This window comes from Sinorhizobium sp. NG07B (assembly GCF_002532005.1).
Lineage (GTDB): Bacteria > Pseudomonadota > Alphaproteobacteria > Rhizobiales > Rhizobiaceae > Sinorhizobium > Sinorhizobium fredii_C.
Map to the genome: position 1 here is coordinate 107,581 of NZ_NWTD01000009.1, position 17,892 is coordinate 125,472.

The 17,892-nt window shown below is 61.9% G+C and carries 19 protein-coding genes; 17 read left to right on the forward strand and 2 right to left on the reverse strand.

From position 1 onward, the window contains the following. Positions 1-54: 54 nt before the first annotated feature. From CO664_RS23605 to CO664_RS23665, 13 genes are all read left to right on the forward strand, one after another. A complete protein-coding gene (locus CO664_RS23605) occupies positions 55-1,275 on the forward strand; it encodes a flagellar hook protein FlgE (protein ID WP_097540080.1) in 1,221 nt (406 codons plus the stop codon). Positions 1,276-1,296: 21 nt separating this feature from the next. Further along, complete coding sequence (gene flgK, locus CO664_RS23610; RefSeq protein ID WP_097540081.1) at positions 1,297-2,727, forward strand: flagellar hook-associated protein FlgK; 1,431 nt, start codon at positions 1,297-1,299, stop codon at positions 2,725-2,727. A gap of 2 nt (positions 2,728-2,729) precedes the next feature. Then, positions 2,730-3,782 (forward strand): flagellar hook-associated family protein, encoded by a 1,053-nt coding sequence (locus CO664_RS23615; protein ID WP_097540082.1) that lies wholly within the window; start codon positions 2,730-2,732, stop codon positions 3,780-3,782. Positions 3,783-3,819: 37 nt separating this feature from the next. Beyond that, positions 3,820-4,167 (forward strand): flagellar biosynthesis regulator FlaF, encoded by a 348-nt coding sequence (gene flaF, locus CO664_RS23620; protein ID WP_014327358.1) that lies wholly within the window; start codon positions 3,820-3,822, stop codon positions 4,165-4,167. After that, positions 4,164-4,613, forward strand: a complete 450-nt coding sequence (flbT, locus tag CO664_RS23625; protein ID WP_012706881.1) for a flagellar biosynthesis repressor FlbT — start codon at positions 4,164-4,166, stop codon at positions 4,611-4,613. Before flaF ends, flbT begins: the two co-directional genes overlap by 4 nt. After that, entirely contained in the window at positions 4,604-5,044 is a 441-nt protein-coding gene (gene flgD, locus CO664_RS23630) for a flagellar hook assembly protein FlgD (RefSeq protein ID WP_097540083.1), read from the forward strand. Before flbT ends, flgD begins: the two co-directional genes overlap by 10 nt. 157 nt (positions 5,045-5,201) lie before the next feature. Further along, positions 5,202-5,468: a flagellar biosynthesis protein FliQ gene (gene fliQ / locus CO664_RS23635; RefSeq protein ID WP_037423956.1), complete on the forward strand. Its 267-nt coding sequence runs from the start codon at positions 5,202-5,204 to the stop codon at positions 5,466-5,468. A gap of 160 nt (positions 5,469-5,628) precedes the next feature. Next, positions 5,629-7,716 carry a flagellar biosynthesis protein FlhA gene (flhA, locus tag CO664_RS23640; RefSeq protein ID WP_037423958.1) on the forward strand — a complete coding sequence of 696 codons (2,088 nt, stop codon included), beginning with the start codon at positions 5,629-5,631 and terminating at the stop codon, positions 7,714-7,716. Beyond that, positions 7,713-8,465: a flagellar biosynthetic protein FliR gene (gene fliR / locus CO664_RS23645; protein ID WP_037423960.1), complete on the forward strand. Its 753-nt coding sequence runs from the start codon at positions 7,713-7,715 to the stop codon at positions 8,463-8,465. The genes flhA and fliR overlap by 4 nt, the downstream gene beginning before the upstream one ends. Positions 8,466-8,471: 6 nt before the next feature. Next, positions 8,472-8,885 carry a hypothetical protein gene (locus CO664_RS23650; protein WP_037423963.1) on the forward strand — a complete coding sequence of 138 codons (414 nt, stop codon included), beginning with the start codon at positions 8,472-8,474 and terminating at the stop codon, positions 8,883-8,885. A gap of 100 nt (positions 8,886-8,985) precedes the next feature. Continuing rightward, on the forward strand, positions 8,986-9,531 hold the full coding sequence (locus CO664_RS23655; RefSeq protein WP_097540084.1) for a rod-binding protein: 546 nt from the start codon (positions 8,986-8,988) through the stop codon (positions 9,529-9,531). 67 nt (positions 9,532-9,598) lie between these two features. Next, on the forward strand, positions 9,599-9,967 hold the full coding sequence (locus CO664_RS23660; RefSeq protein ID WP_037423967.1) for a hypothetical protein: 369 nt from the start codon (positions 9,599-9,601) through the stop codon (positions 9,965-9,967). Continuing rightward, positions 9,967-10,533, forward strand: coding sequence for a hypothetical protein (locus CO664_RS23665; RefSeq protein WP_097527263.1), 567 nt, complete (start codon positions 9,967-9,969; stop codon positions 10,531-10,533). The genes CO664_RS23660 and CO664_RS23665 overlap by 1 nt, the downstream gene beginning before the upstream one ends. 7 nt (positions 10,534-10,540) lie before the next feature. On the opposite strand, the gene CO664_RS23670 is transcribed toward CO664_RS23665, so the two are convergent. Continuing rightward, positions 10,541-11,524, reverse strand: coding sequence for a glycosyltransferase (locus CO664_RS23670; protein WP_097540085.1), 984 nt, complete (start codon positions 11,522-11,524; stop codon positions 10,541-10,543). A gap of 354 nt (positions 11,525-11,878) precedes the next feature. Here CO664_RS23670 and folD point away from each other — a divergent pair, with 354 nt between their 5' ends. Continuing rightward, positions 11,879-12,778 carry a bifunctional methylenetetrahydrofolate dehydrogenase/methenyltetrahydrofolate cyclohydrolase FolD gene (folD, locus tag CO664_RS23675; protein WP_097527262.1) on the forward strand — a complete coding sequence of 300 codons (900 nt, stop codon included), beginning with the start codon at positions 11,879-11,881 and terminating at the stop codon, positions 12,776-12,778. Positions 12,779-12,793: 15 nt separating this feature from the next. On the opposite strand, the gene CO664_RS23680 is transcribed toward folD, so the two are convergent. Further along, positions 12,794-13,825, reverse strand: a complete 1,032-nt coding sequence (locus tag CO664_RS23680; RefSeq protein ID WP_097540086.1) for a substrate-binding domain-containing protein — start codon at positions 13,823-13,825, stop codon at positions 12,794-12,796. A gap of 297 nt (positions 13,826-14,122) precedes the next feature. Between CO664_RS23680 and CO664_RS23685 the strand changes: the two genes are divergently transcribed. The 3 genes from CO664_RS23685 (at position 14,123) to CO664_RS23695 (ending at position 17,880) form a co-directional block, all read left to right on the forward strand. Then, entirely contained in the window at positions 14,123-15,481 is a 1,359-nt protein-coding gene (locus tag CO664_RS23685; RefSeq protein WP_097540087.1) for an ABC transporter substrate-binding protein, read from the forward strand. A 241-nt stretch (positions 15,482-15,722) separates the two neighbouring features. Beyond that, the gene (locus tag CO664_RS23690; protein ID WP_097527259.1) at positions 15,723-16,730 is read left to right on the forward strand and encodes a sugar ABC transporter permease; all 1,008 of its coding nucleotides are present in this window, start codon (positions 15,723-15,725) and stop codon (positions 16,728-16,730) included. A gap of 1 nt (position 16,731) precedes the next feature. Beyond that, a complete protein-coding gene (locus CO664_RS23695; protein WP_097527258.1) occupies positions 16,732-17,880 on the forward strand; it encodes a carbohydrate ABC transporter permease in 1,149 nt (382 codons plus the stop codon). Positions 17,881-17,892 lie beyond the last annotated feature (12 nt).

The window sequence follows — 17,892 nt, forward strand, 5'->3', positions numbered from 1 at the left end:
TCACGCAAGGCCCGACTTCTAGTCTCCCACTGAAGCAGGAAACGAGGATCCTCTATGAGTCTCTACGGTACCATGAGAACGGGCGTCTCTGGCATGAACGCCCAGGCCAACCGCCTCAGCACGGTGGCTGAAAACATCGCGAACTCTAGCACTACCGGCTACAAGAGGGCGTCGACCGAATTCTCCTCGATGATCCTGCCTTCCAGCAACGGCTCCTACAATTCCGGCGGGGTCCAGACATCGGTGCGCTACTCGATTTCCGACCAGGGCTCGACGACCTACACGACATCGGGAAGCGACCTTGCGATCGACGGCGATGGCTTCTTCATCGTTCAAGGCGCCAACGGCCAGGAGTACCTGACGCGCGCCGGGGCCTTCGTCCAGGACGACGCTGGCAATCTCGTCAACGCCGCCGGCTTCACCCTGATGGGCTACGAGTACGAAGCGGGCGTGGATCCGACGGTCGTCGTCAACGGTTTCGATGGCCTGACCGAGGTCAACCTCGCTTCGGAAGGCCTGTCGGCGGCGGGCTCGACCGCCGGCGCGATGGGCGCCAACCTGCCTTCCGGTGCCGCGAACGGCGATGTATCGACGACCTCCCTCATCGTCTACGACAGCCAGGGCAACACCCGCATTCTGGATTTCAACTACACGAAGCTTACCGATAACCAGTGGGAACTGGAGATCATCGACAGGACCTCGGCCCTCTCTCTCGGCACTGCGACGCTGGATTTCGACACCGACGGCGTCCTGACTACCTCGCCGGCAAGCCTGACGCTGGACCCGACCGGGGCCGGTCTCAACCCCATTTCCGGTACGGGCGCTGTGCTCAACGACATCGTCATCGACTTTTCCGAGACGACTCAGCTTGGCACGTCGTTCACGCCGGACGGCGGCGAGATCGACGGCAACGCCCCGAGCAAGGTTTCCGGCTATCAGATCGACACCGACGGCGTCGTCTACATCAAATATGCTAACGGCGAGCTCGAGCCGCGCTATCGCATTGCTCTCGCCAATGTCCAAAGCCCCGACAAGCTGGTGCCGGAATCCGGTAACGTCTATTCGCAGGGCGTCGATTCCGGCGTCATCGTCACCGGCTTCGCCGGGTCCGGCAGCTTTGGCGAGATCCTTTCCGGCGCGCTTGAAAGCTCGAATGTCGACATCGCCGACGAGCTGACGTCGATGATCGAATCGCAGCGCAACTACACGGCCAACTCCAAGGTCTTCCAGACCGGTTCGGAGTTGCTCGAAGTTCTTGTCAACCTGAAGCGGTAATTCCCAGAAAACGGTCCCAGCATGTCGTTGTCCTCGGCAATCGCAATTGCGCAATCAGCATTCAGCACCACGGCCTCGCAAACGGCCACGGTGTCGAAGAACGTCGCCAATGCGAGCAACGCGGATTACTCGCGCCGCATGGCCATGCTGGGAACCACGGCCGACGGCGCCCAGATCGTCTCCGTCTACCGGGCGCAGAACGAGGCTCTGCTCAAGCAGAATCTCACCAGCATCTCGCAATCCTCGGCGCAGAGCAGCCTGCTTTCCGGGCTCGAGCTGTTGAAATCGGCGCTCGGCGGCAACGACTACGAGACGGCGCCATCGACCTACCTTTCCACCTTCCGCAACAGCCTGCAGACCTTCGCCTCGACACCGGGCAACTCGACGATCGCCGCAACCGTCGTCGCGGACGCCTCGGACCTTGCCAATTCGATCACTAAGACGGCGACCGCGGTCCAGGACCTGCGTCTCGATACCGACAAGCAGATCGCCGAAGAGGTCGACAACCTGAATGCACTGCTCGCCAGTTTTGAAACGGCGAACAACGCCGTCAAGGAAGCGACGGCGGCGGGCACCGACGCCTCGGCCGCGCTCGACGACCGCGACAAGCTCCTGAAACAGATCTCCGAGCTCGTCGGCATTTCGACCGTCACCAGGGCGGACAACGATACGGTCATCTATACCTCGGACGGAACGGTCCTCTTCGAGACGCAAGCCCGGCAGGTGACGTTCACGGCAACCTCGGCCTTCGATGCATCGACGACCGGAAACGCCATCTTCGTCGACGGGGTGTCGCTTTCAGCCGGCGCCGGCGCCGACACGACCGCAGAGGGAAAGCTCGCGAGCCTCTTGCAGCTCCGCGACGACATCGCGCCGACCTTCCAGTCGCAACTCGACGAGATGGCCCGCGGCCTGGTCAGCCTCTTCCAGGAGGACGGCGCCCCCGGCCTTTTCACCTGGGCGGACGGAACGGTTCCCGCCGACGGGACGATCGAGCCCGGCATCGCCGCGTCGCTGACTGTCAACGTTGCCGCGCAAACCGATCCGTTCCTGCTTCGCGACGGCGGATTCAACGGCCTCGTCTCCAACCCCGGCGGCGCCACGGATCCGAATTCCGGCTACACCGATCTCCTCGACGGCTTCATCACCGCCATGGACGGCGACATGGATTTCGACGCGGCGGCGGGGCTCGACAGCACCAGTTCGATCATGGAATTCGCCGCCTCGTCGATCGGCTGGTTCGAGCAGATCCGCAGCGCTGCCTCGACGGCCGACGACAACAAGACGGCTCTCCTGGCACGGACGGAGGAAGCGCTGGGCAACGTCACCGGCGTCAGCATCGATGAAGAGCTCTCGCTGCTGCTCGATCTCGAACAGTCCTACAAGGCATCTGCCAAGTTGATCAGTACCGTGGACGCCATGATGGCGTCCCTTCTGGAAGCCGTGAGGTAATCATGAAGACGTCCTTCGTTTCTAATCTGGCGGTGCAGAATGCCATGCGCCTGACCATTCAGCAGGGCCAGGAGGAACTGCTGAAGCTTCAGGAGGAGGTTTCGACCGGCCGGCATGCGGATGTCGGCCTCGAGCTCGGCTCCTCCACGGCGCGCTCCGTCAACCTGCAGCGCGAGCTTGCTCGGTTGGAAACCCTGGTCGATACCAACGCCGTCGTCACGCAGCGGCTGGCGTCCTCTCAGGAAGCCCTTGGAACGATGGCGGAGGCTGCCGAGCAGGTGCGCAATACGCTCGTCACCTTCAAGGGCAACGATTCCGTCGACCAATTGTCGGTCCAGAAGACCGAGATCGAAAGCGCCATGTCGCTTTTCACCGCCTCGGCGAACACGTCCTTCAACGGCGAGTTCCTGTTTGCCGGCATCAACACCGATGTGAAGCCTTTCGAAGACTATGCCGCAACCGGTTCGGCCGCGAAGACGACCTTCGACGATGCGCTCGCGACCTACATGTCGGGCAACGGCATCTCTTCCATGAGCGACTTCACTGAGGCGCAGATGGAAGACTTCATCACCAACACCCTCGAGCCACTCTATACGGACGACACGCAGTGGGCCACCGATTGGTCCGCGGCCTCGAGCCAGAACATGACGAGCCGCATCAGCACGTCCGAAGTCGTGCAGAGCTCGACCAATGCGACGACGACCGGCTTCCGCATGTTCGCTCTTGCGAGTGTCATATCCTCGGAACTGATGGACGAGGATATCGGATCGGACGTCCGGGCCTATGTCGGCGAGGCGGCACTCGGCTATGTCGAGCAGGCGATCACCGGGATCACCGCCGAACGCAGCACGCTAGGCATTTCCGAAGCGCGCGTGGAAAAGGCGAACACCTCGCTCGAAGTTCAGATCAAGCTCATCAACACCCACATCACCGATCTCGAGGGGGTCGACACCTATGATGCGTCGACCCGGATGAACACGCTGCTGACGCAGATGGAGACGTCCTACACCCTCACCGGAAGGATCCAGCAGTTGAGTTTGATAGATTTCCTCTGATGACAAGAGGATAAGGACAAGCATGAAGGATGTCTGAATGTATCAGTTTGCATACGCCGAGATCATGGAGGAAGGCGTAGCCGTTTCCAAGGATCGCGAGTGGCAAGTCCTCAATCGCTCGATCGCGCTCCTGGAAGCGGCAAAGCAGCAGAAGGGATACTCAAAGGAAGCGATCGAGGCGATCTACTACACCCGACGCGTCTGGATACGCTTCATCGAGGACCTGCGCGCTCCGGATAACCAGCTCAACGACGAACTGCGTGCCAATCTGATCTCGATCGGGATCTGGATACTGAACGAGACGGAGAAGATCCGCAAACGCGACTCCTCCAACTTCCAGGGCATAATTGACATTACCACCATCATCAGGGATGGACTGAAATGAAGAGCACACTGCGTATCTCGCTGAAATCGGGCGAACGAATCTTTGTAAACGGCGCGGTGCTTCGCGTTGACCGCAAGGTCGCCGTGGAATTCCTCAACGACGTTACCTTCCTCCTGGAAAACCACGTCCTGCAGCCGGAAGACGCCACGACACCGTTGCGGCAGCTCTACTTCATCGCCCAGATGATCCTGATCAATCCGGAAGGCGCCGAGCAGTCGACCGCCATGTTCCGCAAGTCGATCGTCATGCTGCTCGCCTGCTTCAAGAACGAGGAAGTTCTGGCGGAGCTGAAGCGCATCGACGGCCTGGTCACCCAGGGCCGTGCCTTCGAAGCGCTGAAGGCGATCCGCGGTCTTTACCCGATTGAAGAGCGCATCCTGAACAATCAGGAAATCACGCCGGCCACGATCGACCAGATTCGCAAGGAGATCGCGCCATGGCGGTAAGCGGAGTATCCTCGAGCACCTCGACGACCTCGACGACGAGTTCAACTTCGACGAGCAGCACCGACGCGACTGACGCGACCCTGAACTATCAGAGCTTCCTGAAGCTGCTCATCGCGCAGATGCAGAACCAGGATCCGACCGATCCGATGGATGCGACCGAGCAGATATCGCAGCTGGCGACCTTCTCGCAGGTCGAGCAATCGATCAAGACGAACAGCAATCTCGAAAGCCTGCTGGCGAGCGAAAGTCTTACCCAGGCTTCGACCTACATCGGCAAGACGATCACCAGCAGTGACGGCAAGACGAGCGGGGTCGTCGCCGAGGTCGAGGTGACCTCCGACGGCGTGACCGCGATCACCACCGACGGCAAAGAGATCGCCATCGAGACCGGCATCACCGTATCGACGACCTCGTCCGGCTCGGCGACGTAATTCCTGCTCTTTAGAGCGGCGGCGGCGGACCACGCACACATAGTTGGCCCTGGCTTGACCGGCGCCGGTGATTGTTGAGAATCCTCTGAAGAATCACCCTCGAACCTAAAAGCTTCGCCGCTGCTCGTGCGCGCCGGCAGGATAGGACGAAACGCGAATGAATGAGGCGGACGCTCTCGATATCGTGCAGGCAGCGATCTGGACCGTGATCGTCGCCTCGGGTCCCGCCGTTCTGGCCGCCATGGTGGTCGGCGTTGTCATCGCTTTTATCCAGGCGCTGACCCAGGTTCAGGAAATGACGCTGACCTTCGTGCCGAAGATCCTGGCGGTGATGGTCACGGGGGCGATCTCGGCGCCGTTCGTCGGTGCACAGATCTCCATCTTCACCGACATCATCTTCTCACGAATCCAGTCGGGGTTCTGAGACTTTCGCCGCTTTATTCGGCGGGCGGAAACTGCGCGTACCTTCCTCATCCCATCCCAATACCACCCTCGCGCAAGCTTGGGTCTCTAGATCTTCCGTCATAGTTTGGGGCAGCTACGCGCGGCGCGCTGCCCGCCTCTCATGACGAGACGGAAGAGACATGGCACAACAGGCGACCCTGACCATCCCGAAACTCGCACCGAAGAGCCGGGACATTGGCTTCGCGCTCGGGATCGTGATGATCCTGTCGATCCTGTTTCTGCCCATTCCGCCGGTTCTCATCGACTTCGGGCTGGCCTTCTCCATCGCCTTCTCGGTGCTGATCCTGATGGTGGCGCTGTGGATTCAGCGGCCGCTCGAATTCTCGTCCTTTCCGACGATCCTGCTGATCTCGACGATGACCCGCCTGGCGCTGAACATCGCCACGACACGCGTCATCCTCTCCCATGGCCACGAGGGGCATGGCGCCGCCGGCGGCGTCATCTCGGGCTTTGCCAGCCTCGTCATGTCCGGCGACTTCGTCATCGGTCTGATCGTCTTCCTCATCCTGATCACGGTGAACTTCATCGTCATCACCAAGGGTGCGACGCGTATCGCCGAAGTTGGCGCCCGCTTCACCCTCGATGCGATCCCCGGCAAGCAGATGTCGATCGACGCCGATCTGTCGGCCGGGCTGATCGACGAGAAGGAGGCGCAGCGCCGCCGCCGCGAGCTGGAGGAGGAGAGTTCCTTCTACGGTGCGATGGACGGTGCCTCGAAATTCGTCCGCGGCGATGCGATTGCCGGCCTGATCATCACGGCGATCAATGTCTTCGGCGGCATCATCATCGGCTATCTGCGCCACGACATGCCGATCGGCGAGGCGGCGGATGTCTTCGTCAAGCTTTCGGTCGGCGACGGCCTCGTTTCGCAGATCCCGGCGTTGATCGTCTCGCTCGCCGCCGGCCTTCTCGTGTCGCGCGGCGGCACCGCCGGCTCGACCGACCAGGCCGTCGTCGGTCAGTTGAGCGGCTACCCGCGGGCGCTGATGGTTGCGGCCGGCCTCATCGTCCTCCTCTCCGTGATGCCAGGCCTGCCCTTCGTGCCCTTCGCGGTACTCGGCGGCGGCATGGCCTTCCTGGGATGGGCTATCCCGAGGCAGATCGAAGCGGCCAATGCCGAGAAGCGCGCCCAGGAGGCAGAGAAGGCGCAGCAGACGAAGGACAGCGACAGGGATTCCGTCAAATCGGTGCTGAAAACGGCGGAGATCGAGCTCCTGCTCGGCAAGCAGGTCTCCACCCGACTGCTCGGCGCGCATCAGGAGCTCGCCTTCCGCGTCGGCAAGATGCGCCGCAAGTTCGCCCTGCAATACGGGCTCGTCGTTCCGGAGATCAAGGTTTCCGACGATATCTCCATTCCGGACAAGGCCTATCACATCCGCATCCACGGCACGACCGTCGCCTCCAACACCGTGCGCGTCGGCGAAGTGCTCGTCGTTACCGGCGGCGGCCGCCGCCCCAGCGTCCCCGGCGACGAGATCCGCGAGCCGGCCTTCGGCATGCCGGCGCTTTCCATACTGGAGACCTTCACGGAAGACCTGAAGCGCGAGGGCTTCCACCCGATCGACAACGTCTCGGTCGTGCTGACGCATTTGAGCGAAGTGATCCGCAACAACCTGCCGCAGCTTCTCTCCTACAAGGACGTGAAGGTGCTGATCGAGCGGCTCGATCCGGAATACCGCAAGCTCGCCGACGAGATCTGCACCTCGCACATGTCCTATTCCGGCCTGCAGGCGGTCCTCAAATTGCTGCTCGCCGAACGCGTTTCGATCCGCAACCTGCATCTCATTCTCGAAGCCGTGGCGGAGTTGGCGCCGCATGTCCGCAAGACCGAGCAGATCGTCGAACATGTCCGGGTGCGCATGTCGCAGCAGCTCTGCGGCGATCTTGCCGAAAACGGCGTGCTGCGCGTGCTCCGGCTCGGCAACAAGTGGGACATGGTCTTCCACCAGGCGCTGAAGCGCGACGCCAAGGGCGAGATCGTCGAGTTCGACATCGACCCGCGCCACCTGGAGGAGTTCAGCGAGCAGGCGACGAAGGTTATCCGTGAACATCTCGACCGGGGCGTGCCCTTCGTGCTGGTAAGTTCGCCCGAATCCCGCTCATATGTGCGCATGATCATCGAACGCCTCTTCGCAACGCTGCCCGTGCTCTCCCATGTCGAGCTCGCCAAGGGGCTGGAAATCAAGATCATCGGCGCGCTTTCATGATCACCGATCCCGAGGGCACGGTGCTTGCGCTGTTTGCGGCATTCTGTCGGATCGGCGGCTGCATCATGATCATGCCGGGGTTCTCGACGGCGCGCGTTCCCATGCAGGTGCGGCTGTTCATCGCCGTCGCGCTCTCCATGGCCATCCTGCCGATCATGTGGACCGACATCTATCCTGCGGTCGCCGACAAGGGCCACAGCTACATCTATCTCATTGCGACCGAGAGCGTCATCGGCGCCGTCATAGGCCTCGTGGCACGCTACTACGTGCTCGGCCTGCAATTTGCCGGGACGGCCATCACCATGCTGATCGGCTTCAACCCGCCGCCGGCGACCGACGTGCTCGAAGAAACGGCGGAAAACCAGCTCACCAGCATGATCAGCTTCGCCGGCCTGATGCTTCTCTTCATGCTCGACTTTCACCACGTGATCTTCGAGGCCATCGCGCAGTCCTATCGTGCGATGCCGATCGGCATCGGCTTCGATCCGCAGGGCATGCTGATCACGCTTTCGAATTCGCTCGGGCAGACTTTCATGATCATGCTGCGCCTGGCGAGCCCCTTCGTGATTTACGGCCTGCTGTTCAACGTGGCGATCGGCATGGTCAACAAGCTTGCCCCGCAGGTTCCGGTCTATTTCATTTCCCAGCCCTATCTGATCATGGGCGGCCTGTTCCTGCTCTATCTCGGCGTGGCGGCGATGCTGCGCCTGTTTGCCGACGGCTTCGCGCCGGTGATGCAAGGTGGCTAGAAAACGATGAAATCGCGGTCGGATAAGCTGAAGCGCCTGGTCGCCGTGCAGCGGCACCTTGAGCGAATGGCCGAAAGCGAACTTGCCGAGACGGCCCGCCAGCGCGGCGTGCTGGCCGAAACGATCGATGTCGTCGTCGATGCCATGGGCTCGGCCCATCCCATGCACCGCGTCTTCTCGGGTCATTATGCCTCGCAGCTCGGCCGGCTGATGCAGAAGGACCAGATGCTGCTCGGCATGCAGCAGGTGCACGAGGCGCGCATGCTGAAGGAGCGTGCGAAGGGCGATCGGCTGGAAGAGAGCATGAAGGAGGCGCGCATGGCGGAAGACCGCCAGGCGGACGACAATCAGGTACTCGACCTCATCGATCAGCATGTCGCCGGTTACGCGCCAGCTTCCGGTAAGGTTGAGGGGCGATAGTGGGTTATCCGGGCGGGCCGTCGAAAAGGTCCTCCGGTTCGCACTGATTGCGCTGCCCCGTGTGACAAGACGCAGGGCCGCCGCCTCGAAAGGATCTGACATGGCTATTTCCCCGCCCAGCGATCTGGTGCTGGACGTCGTCCGCGCGGCCGATCCGAAGGAGGTGCAGGAGGCGCAGGCACGGCTCAAGTCCAATCGCGCCGCCTTTCAGGCCACTAGTCTTGCGGAAAACGGCAAGGGCTTCGCCGCTGCGGTTTCGGTGCTGAATTCCTCGGAAGGATCGACCGGCCTCGGCGACATCAGCAACCGCGTCGAACCGAAGAAGGTGCCGGAGTCCTACCGCAAGTTCGAGGCGATGGTGCTGCAGAATTTCGTCAAGTCGATGCTGCCGAGCGAAAGCGAGAACGTCTTCGGCAAGGGCACGTCAGGCGAGGTCTGGAAAGGCATGATGGCGGAGCAGATTGCCAACGTGCTGGCTGACGGCGGCGGCATCGGCATAGCCGACCGGATGGTCGGCAGCGATCCGGCCGAACGCGCCAATGCGCGGCTTGACGACGATACGAGCAACCTCGCCGCCGGCATGGTTCACGAATTCGAGCGCAATGCCGGGCTGCTGACCGCCGACGAGAAGAAGAACCAGGCATGATTTGGTCGGGACGGCTTGCGCCTTTGTAGGCTGCCTTCCCTGAAACGCATAATTCGGGAGTTGATTTATGGAAGCTGTGGCATCCCACGATCTGCGGATACAGAACGTTCTCGGCCGGTTGGAGATGATCATCGACAACGAGAACAGCCGCATCGGCGTGGACCCGAAATTCGACATCAAGACGTCGAACGCGCACAAGAGCCGCTGCCTTTACGAGCTGACAATGTTGCATCGAGCCGCCGGGCCCGGCGAAATCTCGCCCTCCTTCGCTTCGCAGACGCGCCACCTCAGGCAGAAGCTGAAGCTTAACGCCCAGAAGGTCGAGGCGCATCTCGAAGCCGTGCGCTCGGTCGTCGATCTTCTGAAGACCGCCGCTCAGGACGCCGATGCCGATGGCATCTACACCGAAGCGCAATTCCGCTATAGCGATTTCTGATGCTGAAGCTTGTCCTCACCGGGGTTTGGGTCTGCGCCGTGACGCTCGGATCCGTCTATTTCTCGATGCAGTACGCCTCGGCGCCTGTTCTCTCGGACGCCGAGGCCGACAGGCGGGCATCGGAGGAATATGTTCCGGGAGAGATCATCACCGTCCCGGTGATCGAGGACGGCGCGGTCCAGGGCTACTTCCTGGCGAAATTGTCTTTTTCGGCAACGCGGGAGGGGATAAAGAAGCTCCACGCACCGCTCCGACAGATCGTGACCGACGAACTCTATGACATGCTCGTCGGCTCGCGGTTCGTCGATGTCGCCGACACCGGCAGCTTCGACCTGCCGAGCTTCAAGGTCGCCGTCAAGGACGGCCTCAACAAGAAGCTGGGTGGCGAGGTCATCACCGAAGTCCTGGTGGAACAGCTCGAATATCTCGGCAAGGACGACATGAACCGCGCCGCGAATGGCGAGGACAGGCCCTACAAAGAGCCCGTTGCCGTGGTCGACAGGAACGGCAAGGTCGCTGCCGACAAGATCCCCGAAGGAGCCGTGAAGGCGACGAGCGGCCATTGAGGCCCACTCATTTCGCTTCGCGGTATTGTTCGTCCGCAGGGCCGATCCTGGCCCTCAGTCGGCCGACCGCCAAATGGAAGGGATAAAGGCTTGCTATTGCAAGGCCCGTTTCCGACCATAGCTTGAGGCCGCGCGGCAGCGACACGGCGAGCAGTCCGATGGTTTTGCCGAGCGCTCGCAACCGCCCGGCAAGGGTCGCATCGCGCTGATGCTCGAGCAGCGTCGAAATCGCCCCCTGTTCGAGACTGCGGGCGCGGATCCAGGACGCGGTGGTGTGGTCTCGCGGAACTGCTTCCGCCACCCAGGCCTCTGCCGCCCAGGCAAAAGAGAACCCCTTCGCCCTGCATCGATTGAAGAAATCCCCGTCGCCGACGCCGGCGAAATTGAGGGCCGGGTTCAGAAACGGCCGCGGCATGGCATCGAGCACCGCTCGCGTGATGAGGACATTGCCGGCGGAATAAAGCCTCGGCACCGGCCCGGTGGCATCGTAGTGGGGCGAAAAGATGGGATGATGCTTCCATTTCTGCCCATCCGGATCCTCGAAGACCGGTAGCTGCGGGCCGCCGACGATGTCCGCCGCGTGGCCCTCCTGAACGGCGACAAGGCCATCGAGCCATTCGGGAGCAGCAACCGCATCGTCGTAGATCACCGCTATCGCGCGCAGGTTCTGATAGTGGTCGAGGGCTGCCGCCCAACCGGCATTGCATGCATGGCTGTGGCCCTGCCGATGGGCGACGATCACGGTCGAATCCGACCGGTGTTCGAGAAAAAAGCGCTTTGCCGCTTCGGCGCCGGCGAGACCGTCCGGGTCGTTTTCAACCACCACGGTCGCGTAAGGAACGTCGGGCCTTTGGGAGACGATGGTCTTCAACGTCTTGACGAGATGGTCCGGGCGGCGAAATGTCGGGACCACGACGACGAGTTCGATATCCGCCGTATTCTCCCTTTCGCTCTGGAAGTGGATCGAAATATCCTCACCGGTCGGCGACATCGACAAAACCCGCGCAGCTAAAGGCAAGCAATAAAACAAATCTTCGAACGTGAATCGGAATGGGAGTGTATCACGTTAACGGCCGGAGCGTGACTGGCGGGCATGATCCTGACGGAGCCTGACGATCGCTCGCGGTTGGGTCCAATGGGCTGCTGCCATGCGACCGAACTCTCAAGCGCCCGTCGCCTGAACGCCCGGCCTTGCAACTGTGCAAGGAAATGCGCCGAATGGCGTTGCGGTTCCTCCAAGCCCTTGCATTTATGCGTTTGGGACAGCATAGGGCGCTTGCAGGCAATTGCGCAAAGCGACGCCAGCTAGAGTGTGGCGCGTCGAGGACAAACCGGGAGATACGCCGTGACGACTGTGATTGATGGCAAGGCCGTTGCCGCTTCGGTCATCGAAACCGTGAAATCCGCTACCAAGACGCTGGAGACGGAGGCAGGCGTCCGGGCCGGCCTCGCGGTGGTCATCGTCGGCGACGATCCGGCGAGCCATGCCTATGTGTCGGCGAAAAGCCGGATGGCGAAGGAATGCGGTTTCCTCTCCGTCCAGCACACGCTGCCCGAGGAGACCTCGCAGGAGGAGCTGGCGGCGCTCGTCACCGAGCTCAATGCCGATCCGTCGATCCACGGCATCCTCGTCCAACTGCCTCTGCCGAAACATCTTCAATCGGAGCCGATCATCCAGTCGATCCTCCCCGAGAAGGATGTCGACGGTCTGCATGTCGTCAATGCCGGCAAGGTCGCGACGGGCGATCTCGAGGGCGGGCTGGTTTCATGCACTCCGGCCGGCGCCATGGTCTTCGTGCGCCGCACCCATGGTGAAGACCTCTCCGGGCTGAACGCCGTCGTCATCGGCCGCTCCAATCTCTTCGGCAAGCCCATGTCGGCGCTGCTGCTCGCCGCCCATGCGACGGTGACGACCGCACATTCGCGCACCAAGGATCTTCCGGCCGTGTGCCGCAACGCCGATATTCTCGTGGCGGCGGTCGGCCGGCCGGAAATGGTCAAGGCCGATTGGGTGAAGCCCGGCGCGCTGGTCATCGATGTCGGCATCAACCGCGTCCCGGCGCCGGAGCGCGGCGAGGGCAAGACGAAGCTCGTCGGCGACGTCGCCTTCGAGGAATGCGCCAAGGTCGCAAGCGTTATCACGCCGGTTCCGGGTGGCGTCGGGCCGATGACGATCGCCATGCTGATGGCGAACACGATCATCGCCGCCTACCGCAGGGCCGGTCGCAAGCCGCCGAAGTTCTGACGACGAAGTCCGTCTCTACCGGCCCGGGGCGGGTCCGGTCGAAGCGCGCACGATCAGCTCGGCGCGCCAGAGTTCCTGTTCCGGATAGTCGCCGCGGCCGATGATCCCGCCGATCAGCCGAGTCGCGATGCGCGCGCCGGCAGCCCTCAGTGATGAGCGGGTGGTCGTCAGCGGCACGCTGAAGTTCTCCGGCTTCAGCATCGGCAGGACGTCGTCATGGGCGATGACCGAGATGTCGCTGCCGATGGCGAGCCCCGCCCGGTTGATCGCCCGCACTGCGCCGAGCGCCAGCACCGTACTGGAGCAAAGGACCGCCGTCGGCGGGTTGGGCCGTTCAAGAAAGTGCTGCATGCTTCGATAGCCGTATTCGTCGGCCATCACCGAATGATGGACGAGTTCTTCGTCGAGGCCGAGGCCCCATTCGGTAAGCGCCCGCGTCACCCCCTTTTTCCGGCGGATGGAAAAGGCGAGATAGTCCGGCCCGTTGATCAGCGCGATCCGGTGGTGGCCGAGTTGCAGAAGAAGCTTGGTGGCGTCGTAGAAGGCCTGGGTATTGTCGATGTCGAGAAAGGGGTAATCGCGCGGCCCCCCGATCGACCGGCCGTGAACGACGAAGGGAATGGAGAGCGCCTTCAGCATGGGAATGCGCGGATCGTTGGGGCGCATATAGGCGAGGAAGACCGCGTCGACATTGCCGCTTGCCGCCAGCCGCCGGAACGTTGCCTCCTCGTCGTCCGGTGCGCTCGGATTGAGGACGAAATGAAAATCGTGCTTCACCGACTCCTCTGCGAGGCCGGCGAGGAACTCGCCGAAATGGATGTCCGAATCGATGCCCGCCGCGATCGGCATGACGAGCCCGATCGAATAGGCCTTGCCGGTTGCCAGCCGCTGGGCGGCACGATTCGGCCGGTAGCCGGTCTCCCGCACCGCCTGCAGCACCCTTTGCCGCGTTTCCGCATTAACTTCCGGATAGCCGTTGAGTGCGCGACTGACGGTCGTCTGTGAGAGGCCGAGGATCTCCGCCAGCTGCTTCAGATTCACTGCCATGGCCGGTTTCCTCTCAAAGCGCTTTGGATATTCGCTTTATTTTTTGCCCTTTCGGCAAGCGCTAACTTGTCCTGATACCATCCGGCCCGCCTATGAAAAAGCTTGAAACCTTCATTTTGCGCCGCAAAACCGTGCCGCAGGGCAAAATGTTGCAATGCAGCGCGCAGCCGGATGAAAGCTCTTGACTCTTTCCTGGCGGCAATGGAGTGTTGGCAAACTCAAAGCGCTTTGAATAACGTGTCTTTGACGATCCACCCGTGGCGCAGCGCCCGGGTTTCTTTTTGGGGAGGACCGAACGTGAAGAGATCATTGCTGATTGGCGTCGCTGCGCTCGCTTTGCTTGCAGGGGCTGCCAGCGCTGCCGACCTGAAGTTCAAGCCGGGCGAGGATTCGAAGTTCAATTGGGGAAGCTTCGAGGAGTTCAAGAAGGGGCACGACCTGAAAGGCCAGACGCTGACGATCTTCGGTCCCTGGCGCGGCGAGGACGAGGCTCTGTTCAAGAGCGTCTTTGCCTATTTCGTCGAAGCGACGGGCGTCGAGGTCAAGTATTCCTCTTCCGAAAACTACGAACAGCAGATCGTCATCGACACCCAGGCCGGCAGCCCACCCGATGTGGCGATCCTACCCCAGCCAGGCCTGATTGCCGACCTTGCCGCCAAGGGCCTCCTGACGCCGCTCGGCGACGAAACCAAGCAATGGCTGCTCGACAACTACGCCGCCGGTCAGTCCTGGGTGGATCTCTCCACCTATAACGGCAAGGACGGCACCGCGGCGCTCTATGCCTTCCCCTACAAGATCGACGTCAAGTCGCTCGTCTGGTACGTCCCGGAAAACTTCGAGGACGCCGGCTACGAAGTGCCGAAGACCATGGAAGAGCTGAAGGCTCTGACCGAGAAGATCGCGGCCGACGGCGAGAAGCCCTGGTGCATCGGTCTCGGATCGGGCGGCGCCACCGGCTGGCCGGCGACGGACTGGGTCGAGGACCTGATGCTGCGCACGCAGTCGCCCGAAGTCTATGACAAGTGGGTCAAAAACGAAATTCCCTTCACCGACCCGGCAGTGATCAACGCGATCGATGAATTCGGCTGGTTTGCGCGAAACGACAAGTTCGTCGACGGCGGCGCGGCGGCGGTCGCCTCCACTGACTTCCGCGATAGCCCGAAGGGTCTCTTTGCCTCGCCGCCGAAGTGCTATCTGCACCACCAGGCCTCTTTCATTCCATCCTTCTTCCCGGAAGGTACGGTGGTTGGCGAGGATGCCGACTTCTTCTACATGCCGCCCTATGAAAGCAAGAAGGAGCTTGGCAATCCGGTGCTCGGCGCCGGCACGCTTGCGATGATCACCAAGGATACGCCGGCCGCGCGCGCGTTCATCGAGTTCCTGAAGACGCCGATCGCGCATGAGGTCTGGATGGCCCAGACGAGCTTCCTGACGCCCTATAAGAGCGTCAATGTCGACGTCTACGGCAACCCGCCGCTGAAGAAGCAGGGCGAGATCCTGCTCAACGCCACGACCTTCCGCTTCGACGGTTCGGACCTGATGCCCGGCAAGATCGGCGCCGGCGCGCTCTGGACCGGCATGGTCGACTATGTCGGCGGCAAGCCCTCGGCCGACGTCGCGGCTGGTGTCCAGAAGGCCTGGGACGCTATCAAGTAGTCTCCAGGGCGGCGGACCAATGCCTCGTCCGCCGCCTTTCCTCTTCGGATCAGCCTGCCTGCTGCATTTTTAAATCGCAGCCGATTTAAGCATGCAGTAACTCAAAGGTTACGGCGGCCTTTGCGCGTCTGATGAGACGCGCGCCGCTGTAGGCGGGTATCCCAATAAAAAGCGGAAGCCGCCATCGTGCAATGCGCCTGGAGCGACCGGTTCCGGAAGCGTTTGAGGGGAGGGATGTGTCATGCAGCTTGTCGCTGCGATTGTGACGATGATAGCCGGTGTCCTGGCCTGTGCGGTCTATTTCTGGGCCACCAATTTCATTCTCGATTGGATTTTCCCTTCGAAGGGGCTGTCAGGCGCTGCCGCCTCCCGCAATTTGCGGATCACTAACGCGATCCGGCCGTGGCTGTTCCTGGCGCCGGCCCTGTTCGCGCTGACGATCTATCTCATCTATCCGGTGGTCCAATCCGTTTGGTTGAGCTTCCACGACAGGGGCGGCCAGAATTTCGTCGGCGCGCGCAACTACAGCTGGATGATCAATGACGGTGAATTCCGCCAGTCGATCTTCAACAATTTCCTCTGGCTCCTAGTCGTGCCGGCGCTCTCGACCTTCTTCGGCCTGATCATCGCCGCGCTGACCGACCGCATCTGGTGGGGCAACATCGCCAAGACGCTGATCTTCATGCCGATGGCGATCTCCTTCGTCGGCGCCGCCGTCATCTGGAAATTCATCTACGACTACCGGGCTGCCGGCTCCGAGCAGATCGGGCTCCTGAACGCCATCGTCGTCGCTTTCGGCGGTGAGCCGCAGGCCTGGATCACGCTTCCATTCTGGAACAATTTCTTCCTGATGGTCATCCTCATCTGGATACAGACCGGTTTCGCCATGGTCATCCTCTCGGCGGCGCTGCGCGGCATTCCGGAGGAGACGATCGAGGCGGCGGTTATCGACGGCGCCAACGGCTGGCAGATCTTCTTCAAGATCATGGTGCCGCAGATCTGGGGGACGATCGCGGTCGTCTGGACGACCATCACCATCCTTGTCCTGAAGGTCTTCGACATCGTGCTCGCAATGACCAATGGTCAATGGCAGAGCCAGGTGCTTGCCAACCTAATGTTCGACTGGATGTTCCGCGGCGGCGGCGACTTCGGCCGCGGCGCGTCGATCGCGGTGGTCATCATGATCCTCGTCATTCCGATCATGATCTGGAACATCCGCAACGCGACCAAGGAATCGGGAGGTCACTGAGATGAACCCGTCGACGCGTTCTCCGCTCACCTGGGCCGTTCATCTTTCGGTCCTGCTCCTCGTCCTCCTCTGGACCATGCCGACTGCCGGCCTGCTGATCTCCTCTCTACGCGACAAGGACCAACTCGCCGTCTCCGGCTGGTGGACGGCGCTCGCCACCTCGTCGCGCAACGCCGTGGCGCGTGCCCCTTCGGCCGACAACCAGGTCGAGCGGGACGGCAAGTTCGTGATCTCCGGAAATCTGCTTGAAGGTCAGGGTGGCGGCCAGATTTCCGCCTTCGGTTTTTCCAGCCGCGAGCCGGCGAAGTTCAAACCCGGCGAGACGGCAGAGCTCAATGACGGCGAGCGGCTGACCGTGCAGACGGACGGCGGCTTCGAAATCGTCTCGGATACGAAGATGGAAGGATCGCGCGGCCAGCGCATCTTCTATACCGCCTCGACACCGCCTCGCTTCACGATCGACAACTATATCGAGGTGCTGAGTGCGGCCGGCATCGGCACGTCGTTCCTCAACTCGCTGACCGTCGCGATACCGTCGACGGTGATCCCGATCCTGATCGCCGCCTTTGCGGCCTATGCGCTGGCCTGGATGCCTTTCCCGGGCCGCGCCATCCTGCTCGCCGTCGTCGTCGGTCTGCTCGTCGTGCCGCTGCAGATGTCGCTCATTCCGCTTTTGCAGCTCTATAACGGCGTCGGCGCCTTCTTCGGCGTGCCGGCCAAGACCTATATGGGCATCTGGCTCGCCCATACCGGCTTCGGCCTGCCGCTGGCGATCTATCTTCTGCGCAACTACATGGCCGGCCTGCCGCGCGAGATCATGGAATCGGCGCGCGTCGACGGCGCCAGCGATTTCGACATCTTCGTCAAGATCATCCTGCCCTTGTCGTTCCCGGCGCTCGCCTCTTTCGCCATCTTCCAGTTCCTCTGGACCTGGAACGACCTCCTCGTCGCCATCGTCTTTCTCGGCGCCGGCGAGGATTCGCTGGTGCTGACCGGGCGCCTGGTCAATCTCCTCGGTTCCCGCGGCGGCAATTGGGAAATCCTCACCGCTTCCGCCTTCATCACCATCGTCGTACCGCTGATCGTCTTCTTCGCCCTGCAACGCTACCTCGTGCGTGGCCTGCTGGCGGGATCGGTCAAGGGCGGCTGACATTTCAAGACA